General features: G+C 33.5%; 15 protein-coding genes. 9 read left to right on the forward strand and 6 right to left on the reverse strand.

What is annotated here, in order from left to right:
- Positions 1-41 precede the first annotated feature (41 nt).
- The gene (locus IWX84_RS13570; protein ID WP_196851298.1) at positions 42-2,102 is read right to left on the reverse strand and encodes a S9 family peptidase; all 2,061 of its coding nucleotides are present in this window, start codon (positions 2,100-2,102) and stop codon (positions 42-44) included.
- 140 nt (positions 2,103-2,242) lie between these two features.
- Here IWX84_RS13570 and IWX84_RS13575 point away from each other — a divergent pair, with 140 nt between their 5' ends.
- Positions 2,243-2,563 (forward strand): YbaB/EbfC family nucleoid-associated protein, encoded by a 321-nt coding sequence (locus IWX84_RS13575; protein WP_196851299.1) that lies wholly within the window; start codon positions 2,243-2,245, stop codon positions 2,561-2,563.
- Positions 2,564-2,627: 64 nt separating this feature from the next.
- On the opposite strand, the gene IWX84_RS13580 is transcribed toward IWX84_RS13575, so the two are convergent.
- On the reverse strand, positions 2,628-3,653 hold the full coding sequence (locus IWX84_RS13580) for a threonine aldolase family protein (RefSeq protein ID WP_196851300.1): 1,026 nt from the start codon (positions 3,651-3,653) through the stop codon (positions 2,628-2,630).
- Between the two features lie 90 nt (positions 3,654-3,743).
- On the opposite strand from IWX84_RS13580, the gene prfB reads away from it, so the two are divergent.
- Positions 3,744-4,842 (forward strand): peptide chain release factor 2 gene (gene prfB / locus IWX84_RS13585; protein ID WP_196851301.1). Its coding sequence is split into 2 segments (ribosomal slippage): positions 3,744-3,806 and positions 3,808-4,842, totalling 1,098 coding nucleotides; the frame shifts between segments, so codons are not numbered across the junction.
- A gap of 137 nt (positions 4,843-4,979) precedes the next feature.
- On the opposite strand, the gene IWX84_RS13590 is transcribed toward prfB, so the two are convergent.
- On the reverse strand, positions 4,980-5,696 hold the full coding sequence (locus IWX84_RS13590; protein WP_196851302.1) for a L,D-transpeptidase: 717 nt from the start codon (positions 5,694-5,696) through the stop codon (positions 4,980-4,982).
- Between the two features lie 148 nt (positions 5,697-5,844).
- Complete coding sequence (locus IWX84_RS13595) at positions 5,845-6,756, reverse strand: phospholipase A (protein WP_196851303.1); 912 nt, start codon at positions 6,754-6,756, stop codon at positions 5,845-5,847.
- A gap of 171 nt (positions 6,757-6,927) precedes the next feature.
- Between IWX84_RS13595 and lpxD the strand changes: the two genes are divergently transcribed.
- From lpxD to IWX84_RS13620, 5 genes are all read left to right on the forward strand, one after another.
- Positions 6,928-7,926: a UDP-3-O-(3-hydroxymyristoyl)glucosamine N-acyltransferase gene (gene lpxD / locus IWX84_RS13600; protein WP_196851304.1), complete on the forward strand. Its 999-nt coding sequence runs from the start codon at positions 6,928-6,930 to the stop codon at positions 7,924-7,926.
- Between the two features lie 164 nt (positions 7,927-8,090).
- The gene (locus tag IWX84_RS13605) at positions 8,091-9,719 is read left to right on the forward strand and encodes an acyl-CoA carboxylase subunit beta (protein ID WP_196851305.1); all 1,629 of its coding nucleotides are present in this window, start codon (positions 8,091-8,093) and stop codon (positions 9,717-9,719) included.
- A gap of 381 nt (positions 9,720-10,100) precedes the next feature.
- Complete coding sequence (locus IWX84_RS13610) at positions 10,101-10,718, forward strand: hypothetical protein (RefSeq protein WP_196851306.1); 618 nt, start codon at positions 10,101-10,103, stop codon at positions 10,716-10,718.
- A gap of 97 nt (positions 10,719-10,815) precedes the next feature.
- On the forward strand, positions 10,816-11,337 hold the full coding sequence (locus IWX84_RS13615; RefSeq protein ID WP_196851307.1) for a GNAT family N-acetyltransferase: 522 nt from the start codon (positions 10,816-10,818) through the stop codon (positions 11,335-11,337).
- Positions 11,338-11,413: 76 nt separating this feature from the next.
- Positions 11,414-12,967, forward strand: coding sequence for a S41 family peptidase (locus IWX84_RS13620; RefSeq protein ID WP_196851308.1), 1,554 nt, complete (start codon positions 11,414-11,416; stop codon positions 12,965-12,967).
- A gap of 591 nt (positions 12,968-13,558) precedes the next feature.
- Here the strand turns inward: IWX84_RS13620 and IWX84_RS13625 are convergent.
- Together IWX84_RS13625 and IWX84_RS13630 are read right to left on the reverse strand one after the other, a co-directional pair.
- Positions 13,559-14,605, reverse strand: a complete 1,047-nt coding sequence (locus IWX84_RS13625) for an AMP-binding protein (RefSeq protein WP_196851309.1) — start codon at positions 14,603-14,605, stop codon at positions 13,559-13,561.
- Between the two features lie 33 nt (positions 14,606-14,638).
- On the reverse strand, positions 14,639-15,553 hold the full coding sequence (locus IWX84_RS13630) for a CPBP family intramembrane glutamic endopeptidase (protein ID WP_196851310.1): 915 nt from the start codon (positions 15,551-15,553) through the stop codon (positions 14,639-14,641).
- A 102-nt stretch (positions 15,554-15,655) separates the two neighbouring features.
- On the opposite strand from IWX84_RS13630, the gene IWX84_RS13635 reads away from it, so the two are divergent.
- Both IWX84_RS13635 and IWX84_RS13640 read left to right on the forward strand, forming a co-directional pair.
- Positions 15,656-15,997, forward strand: coding sequence for an arsenate reductase family protein (locus tag IWX84_RS13635; protein ID WP_196851311.1), 342 nt, complete (start codon positions 15,656-15,658; stop codon positions 15,995-15,997).
- Positions 15,998-16,093: 96 nt separating this feature from the next.
- Positions 16,094-18,556: a TonB-dependent receptor domain-containing protein gene (locus tag IWX84_RS13640; protein ID WP_196851312.1), complete on the forward strand. Its 2,463-nt coding sequence runs from the start codon at positions 16,094-16,096 to the stop codon at positions 18,554-18,556.
- Positions 18,557-18,685 lie beyond the last annotated feature (129 nt).

The raw sequence follows: 18,685 nt of genomic DNA on the forward strand, positions 1-18,685 counted from the left end.
TTTAACCTCGAAACATTGCAAATTTAACAAAATTTTTTGAATTACTTTTTAATTTCTTCTAAATCTAATAAAAAACTGAATTCTTTAGCTAATTCCTTTAGCGCCTCAAATCGTCCAGATGCTCCTCCATGACCTGCATCCATGTTTGTATCAAGATATAAAACGGTATTATTTGTTTTCATAGTTCGCAATTTAGCCACCCATTTAGCCGGTTCCCAGTATTGCACCTGAGAGTCATGAAGACCCGTAGAAACATACATGTTAGGATAATTTTGTTTCTTCAAGTTATCATAAGGTGAATAAGACAGCATATACTTGTAATATTTCTTTTTATTTGGATTTCCCCATTCATCATATTCCCCGGTTGTAAGCGGAATACTATCATCAAGCATCGTGGTTATTACATCCACAAAAGCAACTTGTGCTATAACACCCTTGTATAATTCTGGTGCCATATTTACTATAACCCCCATTAATAATCCTCCTGCTGAACCGCCTTCGGCATATAAATGCTCTGGTGAGGTGTATTTTTGCGCTATTAAAAATTTAGAACAATCTATAAAATCAGTAAAAGTATTTTTCTTTTTTAATAATTTCCCGTCATCATACCATTGTCTTCCTAAATCTTCACCTCCTCGAATATGTGCAATAGCGTATATAAATCCTCTATCTAATAATGACAACCTGGTAGAAGAAAAAGTGGCATCCATAGAATGTCCGTAAGAACCATAAGCATATTGCAGCAAGGGATTTTTACCGTCTTTTTTTATGTCTTTTCTATACACCATTGAGATTGGCACTTTTGTACCATCAGCGGCAGTAGCCCAAACTCGTTCTTCGGTGTAATTATTTTTATCAAATTTACCACCAAGAACTTGTTGCTCCTTTTTGATTTCTTTTTCTTTAGTCCTCATGTTGAAATCAATAACCGAAGAAGGTGTCGCTAAAGATTGGTACCCGTAACGCAAAATTTCTGTGTCAAAATCAACGTTGGTCGTACTATATGCCGTATAGGTTTCGCTTTCAAAAGGCAAATAATATTCCCCTTCTCCACTCCAAGGCATAATACGGATTTTATTCAAACCGTTAGAACGCTCTTCGACCACTAAATATTTGGCAAAAATCTCGATATCTTCCAATAAAACATCTTCTCGATGCGCAATAACTTCTGTCCAATTTTCTTTGGTTGTAGCCGTTTCGAGTGTTTTCATCAATTTGAAATTCTCCGCATCATCAGCATTGGTCATAATATAGAAACTGTCTTTATAATGATTGATGCTATATTCTACTCCGCGAATTCGTTTTTGAAAAATTTCAAATTTCCCGTCAGGATTGTCGGCATTTAGGATTCTATATTCCGTTGTTAATGTACTACCCGATTCTATTGCCAAATATTTTTTGGATTTAGATTTGGCAATTTCAACATTGTAAGTATCGTCTTTTTCGAAATAAACTAAAATATCTTCCGTAGTTTTTGTACCCAATTTATGTTTGAAAATTTTATCCGATCGTAAGGTAACTTCATCCTGACTGGAATAAAAAATAGTTTTGTTGTCATTTGCCCAAACCGCAGTTCCGGTCACTTTTTCTATTTTATCATCTAAAATTTCATTGGTTTCTAAATTTTTAACTTGAACAGTATATATTCTTCTTCCAACAATATCAAAACTAAAAACCGCTAATTTATTATCCATACTAATGCTCATCCCCCCAAATTGAAAGAAAGGTTGTCCCTTAGCCATTTCATTGCAGTCGAACATGATTTCTTCTTTTGCCGAAAGGCTTTCCTTTTTTCGAGAATAAATAGGGTAATCTTTTCCTTTCTCAAAACGAGAAATGTAGAAGTAACCATTATATAAATAAGGAACCGATTCGTCGTCTTCCTTGATGCGGGCTTTCATTTCCTCAAATAAATCTTTTTGAAAATCTTTGGTATGCGCAGTACTTTTTTGATAATACTCATTCTCCTTATTCAAGTAGTCAATAACTTCCGGATTTTCTCTATCGTTCATCCAAAAATAATTATCAGTTCTTGAATCTCCTAAATTTTCTAGTTTTTTAGGAATTATTTTAGCGACAGGCGGTTGTATATTTTCTGACATTTTACGAGTTTATTATTTATGTGAATTTACAAAAATAACACAAAGTCATTTCAAAACGACTCCGTTTTTCATCTAATTTAACATTGGTTATTCCTTTGAATGTAGTAATTTCGTATTTCAATAATTTAAAATTTATCAAAATGGATTTAATGGGAATGATGGGAAATCTTAAAGAAACCCAACAAAAAATAGAGGATACAAAAAAACGTTTGGACACTGTTCTTATCGATGAGCAAAGTACAGATGGTTTATTGAAAGTAACTTTGACTGCCAATAGAAAAATAAAATCAATTACAATTGACGATTCTTTACTGGAAGACAAAGAGCAACTGGAAGATTATTTGATTTTAACTTTGAATAAAGCAATTGAAAAAGCTACTAAAACAAATGAAGCTGAACTTGATGCTGTTGCAAAAATGGATATGCCAATGATTCCAGGAATGGATAATTTATTTAAATAAAAAAAATAAAGTTTAAGGTTTAAAGTTGATTATTGCACAACTTTAAACCTTAAACTTTTTTAAACTAGAAGGTTAATTTCTCCAAAGTTTCTAGTACATACGTATGCATTACTTCTCGATAATCAAGATGTGTAACGATTCTTAATTTTCCATGACCCATAGAACTAATGGAAATATTTTTCTGTTTTAATGTTTCTATCAAAACGGTATCATTAACGTTACTTGCCAAAGAAAAAATTAAAATATTAGTTTCAACAGGCTCTACCGATGCTACCCAATTCACTTTTTTCAATACGTCGGCTATTTCTTTCGCTCTTCGATGATCCTCGGCAAGACGCTCGATATTATGATCTAAAGCGTAAATTCCTGCTGCAGCAAGATATCCCACCTGACGCATTCCTCCTCCTAAAATTTTTCTGATTCTTAAAGCCCTGTGAATAGTTGCTTTATCTGCCAATAACACCGAACCAATTGGTGCTCCAAGACCTTTGGACAAACAAACAGAAATGGTATCAAACAACTTCCCGAATTGTTTTGGGTCTTGTTTTTTGGCTACCAATGCATTCCAAATTCGGGCTCCATCCATATGAAACTTCAAATTATTGGCATCACAAACCTGCTTTATTTTTTGCAAATCTTCAATTTCATAACAAGCACCGCCACCTTTATTAGTTGTATTCTCCACACATACCAAACTCGTTAACGGACTGTGATAAAACTCAGGATCATTAATCGCTCCGGCAACTTGCTCCGCAGTAATCATTCCGCGATTTCCGTCTAACAAACAACAAGAAACGCCACTGTTGAAAGAAACACCACCACCTTCGTAATGATAAACATGCGCATATTTATCGGCTATCAATTGTTCTCCGGGTTGTGTATGCAATTTTATCGCCGTTTGATTAGCCATGGTTCCTGACGGAAAAAAAAGACCGGCTTCCATGCCAAACATTGCGGCAACTTTGGCTTCAAGTTCAATAACTGTAGGATCTTGTTTGTACACATCATCACCCACTTGGGCTTTAAACATATACTGTAACATTTCGTATGACGGCTTAGTAATCGTATCGCTAACTAAATTTATTTCCATATTATTTTTTATTATTTTTGATACGGACAAGTCGCGACTTGTCTCTACGTAAAAAATTATCTATTTTTGTGCCACAAAATTACATAATTTATGACAACTACCGAACAAATTAAAGGTATTGTAGAGCGCCTTGGTGCGTTAAGGAGGTATCTTTGACGTTGATGCCAAATTAATTGAAATTTCTAACGAAGAAGAGAAAACTTTTGCGCCCGACTTTTGGAATAACGCAAAAGAAGCTGAACTCATTGTAAAAAATCTTAGAAATAAAAGAAAATGGATTGAGGATTACAACAAAGCAGTCGAAATGACTGACGAGTTGCAGCTTGCTTATGATTTTTATAAAGAAGGAGAACTTACAGCGGAGGAATTAGACGAACAATACGTATCAACTCAATCTCATATCGAAGCGATTGAATTCAAAAACATGCTTTCGGATGAAGGCGATACTTTGAGTGCAGTTGTTCAGATTACAGCAGGTGCCGGTGGTACCGAAAGTTGTGATTGGGCAGAAATGCTGATGCGTATGTACATGATGTGGGGCGAAAAATACGGCTACAAAATAAGAGAACTGAATTTTCAAAAAGGCGAAGCGGCTGGTATAAAAACTGTTACACTCGAATTTGAAGGCGATTATTCTTTTGGATATTTAAAAGGAGAAAATGGCGTTCATCGCTTAGTTCGTATCTCCCCTTTTGACAGTAATGCCAAAAGGCATACCTCGTTTGCTTCGGTTTATGTATATCCACTTGTAGATGACAGTATCGAGATTGACATTAATCCTGCTGATATTGAAATTACAACTTCACGATCCAGCGGTGCGGGGGGACAAAATGTAAATAAAGTGGAAACCAAAGTACAATTAGTTCATAAACCTACAGGAATCCAAATTCAATGTTCTGAAACCCGATCACAGCAAGATAACAGACAACGTGCTATGCAGATGTTACGTTCTCAGTTGTACGAAATTGAATTAAAAAAACAGCAAGCACAACGCGCTGATATTGAAGCCGGAAAAATGAAAATAGAATGGGGTTCCCAGATTCGTAACTATGTCATGCAACCTTATAAATTGGTAAAAGACGTACGAACAGGCTACGAAACCAGCAATGTTGATGGCGTAATGAATGGCGAAATCGATGAATTCCTTAAAGCCTATCTTATGATGATGGGACAACGGGAAGAGGAATAGTAGTCAGTTTTCAGTGAATGTCATAAAACACAAACTAAATTATATAAAAATCCCCTCAACTTTCGTTTATCGAAATGTTTGAGGGGACTTTTTTTAATTTTTAAAACTTATTTTTTAGACTAGTGCCATCGCAAAATTTACAGACCATTTTTTAAATCATTAAAATTACCCATAATTATTATTGGGTTTAGTTTGGGATCCAACCAATTTACTATCAACTTCATATTTTCTTCATTAATTGCAACACAACCAGCAGTAAAATAAGGTTTTTTTACACCCAAATGAAGAAAGATAGCGCTACCTTTTCCTTTTACAACTGGGTTGGTATTGTATTCTATAACCATACAATATTTGTAAGCATCATTATTTAGCAAAAGGTTTTCATACGATTTTGCATCGGTAGAGCCTCTTACGTATCTATTATAATCATCAGAATTTGGATCATCAATCCATTTGTCGTCTTTAGTTGTTTGTTGGTTTTCCAGTAGTGTGCCGAACTGTTTTTCATAAGTAAATAATTTACCTAAACGAAATATACCAGTTGGGGACTTGCCGTCGCCTTCAAGTTTACTAAGCGGTGATGCAAAACCATTTTTCCCAATACCAACTTGTACCGGATCATATTTAACCATCCAATAGCCCTCTTTTCTCTCTAAGGTTACAAAAAAAGCGCTATAACTTTCTGGCTGATAATTATACACTACCAATAATTGTTCACTATTTTCTAATTTACTTTTATTTTGCTCTGCAATTAATAATGCATTTTTGACCGTACTATTTTTTGTTTGAGCCTGAAGGCTATTATAAAAAAACAGTACTGCGGGCAAAAACAAAAAACGGTTTAATATTTTCATTTTAATGATGGATTTATTATTTAAAAACTAGCAAAAACTCACGGTAGTATTTTAAAAGCACTTTTACTCTCATTAACAAACCTAGCCAATTTATCGCAAGACCATTACAATGTTTGAGTACAGATTTTTAAAACAGTAATTTTAAAACCTAAAGCCATTCTATTAATGAAACTCCAAGACCAACTGTAGTTTGAGAGTGATTATAATCTATCAATGATTCCCCGTAACCATGAGAAACCTGAAAAAAACCTTTTAAATTATTTTTAATTGGGTACGACCAGGAAAATGAAGCGCCACCTTTTGATTTTGAATTAAAATTCAAATTATGAGTTCCAATAAATGATAAAATATTTCCGTTTTTAGCATAAATTATATTCACATCCCCCCGTCCAATATACTCTGCAATATCGGGATTATCATTTTTTGCGGCTGGCAATATAAACCATGGCCTAACATAAATACTCCAATTATTGCGCTCAAATCCGGCATGAAGTATAACTCTGTTCCAGCTACGAGAAAAGGGATCACTTTTTCCGTTTGATTGATGATTTACGGCCATACCAATCATTCGAGTATTAAAACCAAAAAGTTTAAATTTTACAGGAAAGTTTAGAATCAATTCCGGTTCATAATTTACTTCCCTAAAAGGGCGCGATAATTTAGTATTATAAATCTGCCAGTGGGATATTTGAGTATAGGCAACCCAAAAATCTCCGTGTCCCCAAAAAAAGTTTTGTAATACTTTTGTCTTAAAACTTAATTGAAATTTTGACTCAACGTTATTATAATCAACTCCATCAGGCGCAATATAATCAGGATCGACATTTCCAGAAGTAGGTCTTTCATTAGATGAACTAGTCCATTGAACCGGTAAAACATACATCGGCTTATAAGGAGTGACTAAAAAAGTTCCTCTAACGGCAGTTGTATCTAGTTCCCAGCGTTCCGTCATATTTCGGAGTTGGGTTTTATTATTAAATAAAGCTTGAATCTGAGCATTTGCAATAAAAGAAGAAGAAAGAACTAGAAAGAAAGAAATTTTTAGTCGAAGAATTCTCATAGTAACGTATATAAATTAACCGGCAAACTTAAGGATAAAATATTGCATTTTAGGATGATAGCTCAAACTCGACCAGTTTTGAACTTGTTAAGAAATTATGAAAGATTTGGAATTACAACTGTAAATTGTTTTATTTGGTGAAAATACCCAAACAAATCTATTACAAATCCAATGAAATCCTACACAGTCCAAGAAATAAATGAAGTCCTAAAAGGAATTCTTGTAGGGAATACTTCCCAAAATATTACTGCACCAGAACAACTTGAAGTTGCTAAGACTTCGGAAATTTCGTTTATTGGAAATAAAAAATACGAAAAATTTTGGGAAAAATCCAAAGCTTGTGTAGCTGTTGTAAACGAAGATATTTCGATCGCACCAGGAGAAAATAGGGCTTTTATAAAAGTAAAAAATGCGGATTTAGCGATGTCGCAAGTATTGGAACTTTTTGCACGTCCAATGCCTCAATTCTATGTAGAAATTCATCCAACTGCCACTGTAGATAAATCAGCGCTTATTGGTGTTGGCTCAAAAATTGGAGCGGGATCCTATATTGGGCCAAAGGTCAAAATTGGAGAAAACACCACCATTTATCCAAACGCAACTATTCTCGACGAATGTACTATAGGAAAAAATACGATCATTTGGTCAGGAGCTGTAATTAGAGAACGGTCCCAAATTGGAAACGATTGTATCATCCACCCAAATGCAACAATTGGAGCAGATGGTTTCGGATTTAGACCTTGTGCCGAAAAAGGTTTAGTGAAAATTCCACATATTGGAAATGTAATTATAGGTAATGGTGTCGAAATTGGAGCAAACAGTTGTGTTGATAGAGGAAAATTCAGTTCTACAATAATAGGAGATGGCTGCAAAATTGACAATTTAGTGCAAATTGGTCATAATAGTAAATTGGGTAAATTTTGCATTATGGCCGGAAATAGTGGATTGGCAGGTTCAGTTACGTTAGGAAATGGTGTTATTATTGGCGGAAGCGCTTCGATAAAAGACCACGTAACTATTGGTGACGGAGCTGTGATAGGCGCTGGTTCCGGGGTAACTGGAGATATTCCCGCGGGAAAAACAATGCTAGGATACCCGGCTGTAGAAGCACGTGATGCATTACGACAATGGGCTATTTTAAAAAGAATGGTTACTGATTCAAAAAAATAAATATCAAGTTTATTATTAAATTCATAAAAAAACAGGATTTAGGTTCTGTTTTTTTGCTTTAATATCAAGAATATATTCGATTAATGTTCTAAACTAAATAATTTTATGAAATTTATTCCATAATTTTTTTAATTTAGCACTAATTATTTAACAACTATTTCATCATGGATTTGAACTTCAATAAAAACGAGGACCACAATAAACTTTTACTTTCTGCATTACGACAAAAATTGAGCATCGTTAAATTGGGAGGTGGCGAAAAACGCATCCAAAAATTACATGGCGAAGGCAAAATGACTGCTCGAGAACGCATTGATTATTTGCTTGACGCCAAAGCTAAAAGTATTGAAATTGGAGCCTTTGTTGGTGAAGGAATGTATGCAGAACATGGTGGTTGTCCTTCCGGTGGAGTTGTTGTAAAAATAGGATACATCAGAGGAAAGCAATGCATTGTCGTGGCCAATGATGCCACGGTTAAAGCAGGCGCTTGGTTTCCTATTACCGCTAAGAAAAATCTACGTGCGCAAGAAATCGCCATGGAAAATAGATTGCCAATCATCTATTTAGTGGATAGTGCGGGAGTGTATTTGCCTTTGCAAGACGAAATTTTTCCGGACAAAGAACATTTTGGAAGGATTTTTAGAAATAACGCGCAGATGAGCAGCATGGGAATTACTCAAATTTCCGCAGTTATGGGAAGTTGCGTCGCTGGTGGAGCTTATCTGCCAATTATGAGTGATGAAGCGCTTATAGTTGAAAAAACAGGAAGTATTTTCCTGGCAGGAAGTTATTTAGTCAAAGCAGCCATTGGCGAAAGCATCGATAATGAAACATTGGGCGGAGCAACTACGCACTGTGAAATTTCGGGAGTTACCGATTATAAAGCCAAAGATGACAAAGACGCATTAGACAAAATAAAAAATATAGTTGATAAAATTGGTGATTTCGACAAAGCAGGTTACAGCCGAATAAAAGCGGCAAAACCAGCTTTAGATGAAAATGACCTATATGGAATTTTACCGAAAGCTCGTAATGAGCAATACGACATGATGGATATCATTAATCGTTTGGTTGATAATTCCGAGTTTGAAGCTTACAAAGACGGTTACGGTCAAACAATTATTACCGGCTATGCCAGAATCGATGGTTGGGCAGTGGGAATCGTTGCTAACCAACGAAAAGTAGTAAAAACCAAAAATGGCGAAATGCAATTTGGGGGCGTTATCTACTCTGATTCCGCTGATAAAGCCACTCGTTTTATTGCCAATTGCAACCAAAAGAAAATTCCTTTGGTTTTTGTTCAAGACGTTACCGGTTTTATGGTTGGATCCAAATCAGAACATGGCGGTATCATTAAAGATGGTGCCAAAATGGTGAATGCGGTTTCTAACTCGGTAGTTCCAAAATTCACCGTAATTGTTGGAAATTCTTATGGAGCCGGAAATTATGCCATGTGCGGAAAAGCGTATGACCCAAGATTAATTTTCGCCTGGCCAAGCGCGGAACTAGCCGTTATGGGCGGAACACAAGCAGCGAAAGTATTGGCACAAATTGAAGCTTCTTCGCTTAAAGCAAAAGGAGAAATCGTTGATGAGGCCAAAGAAAAAGCACTATTTGACAAAATCAAAGCAAGATACGACGAGCAAACTTCTCCGTATTACGCCGCTTCCAGATTGTGGACCGATGCTATTATTGATCCGTTGGACACTCGAACTTGGATATCTATGGGTATCGAAGCGGCGAATCACTCCCCTATTGAAAAGAAATTTAATTTAGGTGTGATTCAGGTGTAATTCATTATTAAAAACGTCGATTCGAGTGTTTTTTTGTGCAATGAAATGCAACAAAAAATTTATCGAGAAACCTTCAGACTCAACGAAGTTAATCGTTTTTATTTCTAGGAGCAGAAACACCTATTTCCATAACAACATCCCTCCCGCTATCCGCTGTATTCCCGCCAAAAAGGCGGGAGATGCCGCTGCTATCGGGGCTACATGACTACGGACTATTTTCACAACAATTTCATTTAAAAAACAATAGGATTCCTACTTTTTTCTTGTAGTTTATTTCTTTATATTTGAGAAATAAAACAAAACAAAGTTTCGTAGATTAATTTATTTTAGATTAGAAATATGAAGGTTTTTCACGAATAATTAAGAGTTAGAAGTAATTTTATGAAAAACGAAATCAAACATACTCCTAGAGGATTAGTAATAGAGTTATCTGTAAAAACAGAAGAAGCAATCAATCTTGTACTTGCAAAACTACTTGGGATAATACCGGAAGAATCTAAATCTTTTGGTATTACGACCCAAGCTCTAAGCTTTAATGCCAAAGCAAACTTGTTATTAGATTTGAATCAACTTGACAAATTACATAGGGAAAAATTCCAAATATTCATGGAGATTAGAAACAAATTTGCTCATATAAACTCTATTGATACGTTTGAAAAATGTTTCACTGTTACAAATAATTATAAAAAACTAAAAAAAATATTTGAAGTTGACGAAGATGGAGAAAATTTAGAAGAAGATATGGAAACAATGTTTTGCATTTTATCACTGGATATAAGTGCTACTTTGAGAATAATAAAAGAAAATCTTTATAAAGACATGGCAGTTAAGTATACACAAAGAAGATGGACCCAAATAATAAAGGAAAAAAGAGAAGAATATATAAAAATAAATCCCTTGAATGCTCAAGCTGTTGAAGATTTTATAACTTATATCAAAAACATACTTCAACAAGAAGTTGATGACAAAATCGAAAACAGAATTACTCCTCATATTTAAAAAACTACCTGCAAAGCTAGCTAGCGCGAGCGTCCCACTTATGCCCACTAACATAAAATAACCAAAACAATCCTCCAATAAAAAACTTATCTTACTAATGACCTACCAATTTAGAAAAGCCATACCATCAGAACTTCCTCAAATATGGGCTATTTTACAGCAGGCAATAGCACGTAGAAAACAAGACGGGAGTAATCAATGGCAAGACGGTTATCCAAATCCGGAAGTGATACAAAACGACATTGACAAAAATGCGGGATTTGTTTTGATAGAAGGAGATACTATCATCGGCTATAGTGCGCTGTTAATCAATGACGAACCTGCTTATAAAAAAATAGAAGGGAAATGGCTAACGAACGATGATTTTGTAGTAGTTCATCGTATAGCGATTTCCGAACATCATTTAGGCAAAGGCTTAGCAACAAAATTAGTGAGATTCATAGAAGAATTTGCGTTGAGCAACAACATTTTCAGCATCAAAGCAGATACTAATTTTGATAACTTTGCCATGATGAAAGTTCTTGAAAAATTAGGGTACACCTATTGTGGCGAAGTGTATTTTAGAGGAAGCAGCAGAAAAGCATACGAGAAAGTAATAACTAAAGAAGAAATAAGATAAATTTAAGTTGAAAAACAAAATAGCTACTCGGTTGCATACTAGAACAACAAAAGACAAAAACCCTTTTTCAAAAAGCATGAAAAAAATAATTCCATACGTTTTCATCCTCTTATTTTTTGCCCAATGTAGTTCTGTAAAAAAACACAATGAGCAGTTAACTGATCTAATAAGAGTAGATAAGCTGAAATCGGATGTTGATTTTACTTATAAAAAATTACAGCATTTACATCCTAATTTATATTGGTATATAGCTAAAAAAGATCTAGATTATAAATTTGACAGTCTAAAATCAACGATTACTGAACCCCTCACTCCTCTTGCTTTTTACAAAAAATTGAGTCCCGTAGTTTCAGCAGTAAGGCAAGGACATACCTTTTTATATCCTCCTGAAAAATTAATGACAAAAAAGGAAACTAAAGCACTTCTTAAAAAAGGAACAGGGCCATTATCTCAATTTGATTTTGATTTTATTGATGATAAATTGTATGTTATCAAAAACAAATCTTATAATAAAACCATAAAAGCGGGAACAGAAGTTGTTGCGGTAAACGGAACAAAACCTGCAGATTTAATTCAAGAATACAATCAGTACTATAGTTCCGATGGCTATAATTCTACTTTAAAAAGCCGTAGTTCTGGCAGGAGATTTTCTTCATTTTTTAGCACTCAAAATGGTATAAAAGATAGTCTTACTTATAATTTTAAATTTAATGATAGCTTAAAAGTAATTACAATCAGAAGACTTAAGGAAGACACAACTAAAAAACGGGTAAAAAAAATTCCAATCAAGTTAACTGCGGTGGAGAAAGCAAAATCAAAGGCAATTAAAAAGAAGAAAAGAGTTAATGGTTATGACTCCGTTTCAAAAAATTATAGTCGAAACATACACTTTGAGGAGAAAGACAGCAGTGTTGCGGTAATCAAAATCAGAGGCTTTAAGAACGGAGATTTTAGAACTTTTTACAAAGAAAGTTTTAGAAAAATTGAAATAAATAAATCTAAAATACTTGTTCTTGATTTGAGAAATAATGGAGGTGGACGCTTGAGTGAAATCGTTAACTTATACTCCTACTTATCAGACTCTGCCTTTGTATTTTTGGACAAATCTGAAGTAGTCTCAAAATCAAGTTTATTTGAAGGTGCCTATTTTAATGGAGGTTCCTTTGCTGTAAAAACGATAAAAACTATTTTTTCTCCATTACTATATTCGTATTTAGCTTTGACGGTTCACAAGGATAAAGACGGAAAAAATAGTTACGCAACACAAACAAAACATAATAAAGTGAATAAAAATTCCTTTAAAGGAAAAATTTATGTTCTTATTAATGGCGTTAGCTTTTCGGCATCTAGCATTATTTCCTCGAATCTAAAAGGTTCAAAAAGAGCCACTTTTGTGGGTGAAGAAACTGGAGGAGCGTATAACGGAACCGTCGCTGGGTTTATGCCTATTATAAAACTACCCAATTCCGACTTGAAAATTAGAATAGGATTAATGTTAATGGCTGCTCCTTATAAAACAGATAGTATTGGAAGAGGGATTTTTCCGGATGTACCAATCTCGCCAACACTGCAAGACCGAATTAAAGGAAACGATCCCGAAATGGATTGGATTTTAAAGGATATAAAATGATTAGTGATAAATGTTAATCTAAGAGTAAAGCAAAAGATTTCACCCAAAACCAATTTTGGGATTAGATGAAGGTTCTGCACATTTTGGTTCTTGTTGTAGGATATATTTAGTGAAATATTTAGCAAAAAGAAACTGAACTTTGAGTTATATTTAAAAAATTTAGAATCGCATACTTATTCTCAAAATACGCACGGTCAAAAATTTTCGATAGTTTTAATAAAGGAACTGTAAATAAGAATTTATCACTTTAAATTTCACAGCTGTCCGTTAATTACCCTTAAAAATTATATCATATTTTGTTTTCTCCGAAAAAAACATATGTGTCGTTAAAAATTAGTAACTTAATTTGTGATTTTGTACCAACAAAGTACTACGAATACTGCAAAAACTTTAATAAGTGGGCAAGTGCTAAAAGTATTTCCCAGCTGAATTATTACTGATAGCACCTAATGACCTAACAATTTGTAGTTTTTTCTTGTTTTATGGTAGTGGATAACATTCTGCTGATTACTATTTTAAAATGCAAAAATAACAACCCATAAAAATAGCATCTGGATATAACAAATGATTTCTTTCTGGTTTGGAAAAAATCTAGATGCTTTCTTGAATTTCTTTTCTTTTGATTTTCCCGTTATCAGTTTCGCTAAATTTTAAAACGTAAAAGACTTCTTTTGGTTTTTCGTATTTATCTAATTCATCAAAAGTATTTTCATCTAATGTTTGTTTCTCTCCTTCGATAATAAGCACTAATTTTTCTCCTAATATCGCATCTTGAATCCCTGTTACAAAAAATCTTGAATGAATTTTCCCTGAAAGCTTATCCTCAATTTGCTCTGGAATTAATTTGATTCCACCGCTATTTATAACATTGTCAATTCGGCCTACATAACAAAATTGAGTGTCATTTATTAATTCTACGATATCATTAGTAACAATTGTATCTTCTGCAATTTGTGGCGCATCAATGACTAAACAATTCCGTTCATCTTGAGAAATTTTAATATTAGGTAAAACAGAAAAAGCCTTTTCGCCTATTTTTTTGGCGGCAATATGCGTAATTGTTTCTGTCATCCCATACGTTTCGTAGGTTTGCGTTTTCAACTTTGCAAGACTTTTTTCTAAAGATTTACTGATTTTAACACCGCCAACAATCATTTTTTTTACATTTTTTAATTCTGATAAAGAATTCTGAACTTGCAACGGAACCATGGCAACAAAATCATATTTTTTATCATTATACAACAGCGGATGCGAGTTGGGCGCTACAAAATCCATATCAAGACCCAAAATAAAACTTCTAACAAACATCATTTTTCCAGCAATATATTTAGTTGGCAAGCAATGTAATGCTTTATCTCCCGGGCTCAATTTGAAAAAATCACCAGTTGCTAACGCTGAATTTACCATTGCTTGTTTTTCGATTCTAATAATTTTTGGAGTTCCGGTAGTTCCAGAAGTATTGAGGTCAATATATGTTTTTTTATCAAACCAATCCAGAATAAAATCGCCAACGGATTTCTCGTACTCATCTCCTTCTTTAATAAAACTGTAAGCTACTCGGCATAAATCTTTTTTACCCAAATGAAATCCATTCAGTTTAAAATGATTGTTTACGTTATTGTATGTGATTGTATTCATGATACTTAAATTTAAATCATTAATAGATTATTGTTATGCTATTTTTCCAGTTAATTTTTCTTTCCAATTAACCCATTTGTATTTTTTACTAAAGATAAATAAAAGTATCGGGTAAATAATAACAACCGGGAATATAACATCTAATCCTGCTGAAGGTTGCGAAATATCTTTAAAAATGGAATTTGTTTGAAATGCAGACCAATCTGAAGTTACTAATAAAGCACTTACCAAATTGTTAGCGGCATGAAATCCTAAAGCTAATTCCATCCCTTCATCCATTAAAGTAATTACCCCCAAAAATAATCCAGTTCCTACATAGTAAACTAAAATGATATTACCGATTTTAGAAACTTCTGGATTTGAAATATGCATGACACCAAAAATAACAGAAGTCATAATTAAAGGAAACCATCTGTTTTTTGCCAGATTAGCGAATCCTTGCATCAAATAACCTCTAAAAACATATTCCTCGGTGCTGGTTTGAATTGGAATCAACAGTGTTCCTATCACCACTAAAATAAAAAACGGGATGGGTTTAAAATTGATTACAAAGTCACTTGGATTAGACAAATAGAATGCTAAAGTCGTTACAATGGTAAAAATTGCCCAAATTGAAAATGAATAAAGTACTCTATTCCAATCCATTTTAGATCTTGAAGTTGTAATAGAAAGCATCGTTTGATTGTGCAAATAACGCACCACGAAGAAAATTCCGAGCATCGCAAAAACGAATGAAATCAGGATTAAAAATAATGTCATATTGGGTTCAAAAAAACTCATAATTGCATCATTAGAAGTAGGGTATGGTTTCCCATTCACATAGGTTTCATAATACAAAGCAAGTAATAAAGGAACCTGACCGACAAAAGAGGCGAAAATAATCAATATGGAACCCCCAATATATTTCCAAAAATTATTTTCTGGTCTTATTCCTTGTTCTATAAACATAGATTTTTGTTTTTTATATTATTAAAATTAGAGTAACGAATTGTACTTTTGTTACACTTATAGAATGAATTGAATTTACAATTTCCTTTCTAAAAAAATTAGATGATACAAATATACCATAATCCACGTTGTGGAAAATCAAGAAACTGCTTAGCTCTGATTAAAGAATCTGAAAAAGAATATGAGATCATCAATTACCTTGAAAATGGTCCCACTTTTATTGAATTAACAGCAATTCTCAAAAAATTACACTTTGAACCTATTTCATTGGTTCGTCAAAAAGAGAAAATTTGGATAGAAAATTTCAAAAATATAGAAATGAGTCCTGATGAAATTATCCAAGCAATGGTCGATTATCCTATTCTTATCGAAAGACCAATTGTCATCATAGGAAACAAAGCAATATTAGGCAGAGAACTGGACAAAGTCTCCGGTTTCATTTAGCGGTATCGCAATAATTTAATTAACATTTTATTGTGATTTGGCTTTTAAACCAAATCCACTTTTAACAATCTAAAAAGAATATCTAAAATTAATATAATGCCAACAAAATTAAAACAACTCTTAACCTTTGCATTCCTTTTTTCTACTCTAATAAATTTTGCTCAACAAGGACCTAATTCAAAACCTAAAATTAAAATTACAGGAAATGTAATTGAAAAAGTGAGTAAACAACCGCTTGAATATGCTACAGTTACTTTTCTATATCCCAATAATCCAAAGCCTGTTGCAGGTGGAATTACAAATGCAAAAGGAGAGTTTGATATCGACCTCGTTCCTGGAATTTATGATATAAAAATTGAGTTTATCTCTTTCAAATTGAATCAAATTAAACAAAAAAGCCTTCAGACAAGTACAAATTTGGGTCAAATAGCTTTAGACGAAGATGCAAATCAATTAAATGAAGTTGTTATTAGATCGGAAAAAACTACGGTCGAAATTAAATTAGACAAAAAAGTTTATAATGTAGGTAGTGATTTAATGGTAAAAGGAGGAACTGTAAGTGATGTTCTTGACAATATTCCATCCGTTTCCGTAGATGTTGAAGGAAATGTAAGCCTTCGTGGCAACGATAATGTGAAAGTCCTTATTGACGGAAAACCTTCAAATGCTATTAATATCGCCGAAGCTTTGCGATTAATTCCCGCTGATGCTATTGAAAAAGTAGAAGTTATTACCAATCCATCAGCTAGATATGACGCTGAAGGTGGTGGTGGTTTACTAAATATTATTTTGAAAAAAGGAAAAAACCTTGGTTTAAATGGAACTTTTATTGCTTCAACCGGTTATCCAGATAATCACGGAATAAGTGGAACGCTTAACTATAAGTCGACCAATTTTAACCTTTTTACAAATCAAGGATACAATTATAGAAACAGTCCCGGAAATGCAATTACTAATTCAAGATATTTAAATTCTGATAACACAACGAGAAATTACATCAACGAATCTAGAAAAAACGACCGATATAGTAAAGGCTATAATGGAAACTTTGGTATGGAATGGTATTTAGACAAAAGCACTTCGTGGACTAATACCTTCAATTATAGAAAGAGCACCGGAGACAATACTGATAATGTGTTCCAAAATAATTACGACGCAAACAATGTCTATACTTACACAAGAAATCGGATAAATAATGAAGGAAGCGATAGTGAAAACGTAGAGTTTGCTACAAATTTTACTAAAAACTTCAAAAAAGACGGTCATAAATTAACTATTGACGGTTCATTTTCTACAAATGATGATACAAACCTTGCGTTAATAAGTGACTCGGCAACAAATTCAAACACGATAAAATTTGATAACACCATTAATAATCAAAGTCAAGGCCGAAATTTAATTCAAACGGATTACGTATTACCCCTAGGAAAAGGAAGTCAGTTTGAAGCAGGATATCGTGGAAATTTTATAAAATTGCTTACTGATTATCAAGTCCAAAATGATGGCGTAATCAATAGTAACTTCACCAATACATTAGAATATAAGGAGAAAACAAACGCAATTTACACTCAGTATGGATTTAAAGTGAATAAATTCTCAGCACTTTTTGGTTTACGTTGGGAAGATTCTAATATTGATATTAATCAGCTTGCCACTAATGATTTCAATAATAAAAAATACAATAGCTTTTTCCCTAGTGCATTTTTTACATACGAAGTCTCTGATAAAAGCAGTGCTTCCATTAGTTATAGCCGAAGAATTCAAAGACCAATGGGAAGAATGTTGAATCCTTTCAGCAACTTGTCCAGCAACATCAATATTTTTGTTGGAAATCCTGATTTAAACCCCGCATATACTGATGCTATCGATTTAGGATATATTAAACGCTGGGAAAAGTTGACCTTTAATACTTCATTATATGTCAATAAGACAACCGATGTTTTCCAATTCGCAAGAAGAGAATCAGGAGATTTTGTAAATGGAACACCGGTAATTATTAGTTCCCCAATTAACTTGGCTACAGAATACAGAACAGGATTTGAATTTACTTTAAATTATTCTCCTTACAAATGGTGGAAATTAAACGGTAATTTCAATTTCTTCCGTAACCAAACTCAAGGTAATTACGTGTACACTGATTTCAATAATATGCTGATAACACAAAATTTTGACAACACAGCAACATCTTGGTTTACAAGAATAACATCAAAAGTTACTTTGCCATACAAAATAGATTGGCAAACTAATGCAACTTATAACGGTCCGCAAAACAATGCGCAAGGAAAAAGTTTAGGTGTTTTCGCAGCAAACTTAGCTTTTAGCAAAGACGTCATGAAAGACAAAGGAACGCTGTCATTCAACATCAGCGATGTATTCAATTCCAGAAAAAGAATCATGGAAACCTATCTTCCAGGAATTGTAAGTTCTTATTCAGAAATGCAATGGAGACAAAGACAGTTCAGTTTATCCTTTACCTACCGTTTCAACAAACAGAAAAACGAAAAGGAAAAACAACCTAAGAAGAACATGAATGAAGGTGAAGGAGACTTCCAAGGATAAATATAAAATGTAATCAGTAAAAGCTGCTTCAAGTTGAACTTTACATTTTACAGGACTAATTATTATTTCAAACAAAAGGATTCATGAAAATGAGTCCTTTTTTTGTAATTATAAAATCAAGCACAAAAA

It is taken from the genome of Flavobacterium sp. CG_9.10 (genome assembly GCF_015752245.1).
Taxonomy (GTDB): Bacteria; Bacteroidota; Bacteroidia; order Flavobacteriales; family Flavobacteriaceae; genus Flavobacterium.

What these genes read in the sequence shown, in the direction of transcription:
- IWX84_RS13630 (WP_196851310.1), bottom strand. Translation starts at nt 15,553, where the DNA reads ATGTTTATAGAACAAGGAATAAGACCAGAAAATAATTTTTGGAAATAT.
- IWX84_RS13615 (WP_196851307.1), top strand. Translation starts at nt 10,816, where the DNA reads ATGACCTACCAATTTAGAAAAGCCATACCATCAGAACTTCCTCAAATA.
- IWX84_RS13625 (WP_196851309.1), bottom strand. Translation starts at nt 14,605, where the DNA reads ATGAATACAATCACATACAATAACGTAAACAATCATTTTAAACTGAAT.
- IWX84_RS13610 (WP_196851306.1), top strand. Translation starts at nt 10,101, where the DNA reads ATGAAAAACGAAATCAAACATACTCCTAGAGGATTAGTAATAGAGTTA.
- IWX84_RS13595 (WP_196851303.1), bottom strand. Translation starts at nt 6,756, where the DNA reads ATGAGAATTCTTCGACTAAAAATTTCTTTCTTTCTAGTTCTTTCTTCT.
- IWX84_RS13640 (WP_196851312.1), top strand. Translation starts at nt 16,094, where the DNA reads ATGCCAACAAAATTAAAACAACTCTTAACCTTTGCATTCCTTTTTTCT.
- IWX84_RS13580 (WP_196851300.1), bottom strand. Translation starts at nt 3,653, where the DNA reads ATGGAAATAAATTTAGTTAGCGATACGATTACTAAGCCGTCATACGAA.
- lpxD (WP_196851304.1), top strand. Translation starts at nt 6,928, where the DNA reads ATGAAATCCTACACAGTCCAAGAAATAAATGAAGTCCTAAAAGGAATT.
- IWX84_RS13590 (WP_196851302.1), bottom strand. Translation starts at nt 5,696, where the DNA reads ATGAAAATATTAAACCGTTTTTTGTTTTTGCCCGCAGTACTGTTTTTT.
- IWX84_RS13620 (WP_196851308.1), top strand. Translation starts at nt 11,414, where the DNA reads ATGAAAAAAATAATTCCATACGTTTTCATCCTCTTATTTTTTGCCCAA.
- IWX84_RS13575 (WP_196851299.1), top strand. Translation starts at nt 2,243, where the DNA reads ATGGATTTAATGGGAATGATGGGAAATCTTAAAGAAACCCAACAAAAA.
- IWX84_RS13605 (WP_196851305.1), top strand. Translation starts at nt 8,091, where the DNA reads ATGGATTTGAACTTCAATAAAAACGAGGACCACAATAAACTTTTACTT.
- IWX84_RS13570 (WP_196851298.1), bottom strand. Translation starts at nt 2,102, where the DNA reads ATGTCAGAAAATATACAACCGCCTGTCGCTAAAATAATTCCTAAAAAA.
- IWX84_RS13635 (WP_196851311.1), top strand. Translation starts at nt 15,656, where the DNA reads ATGATACAAATATACCATAATCCACGTTGTGGAAAATCAAGAAACTGC.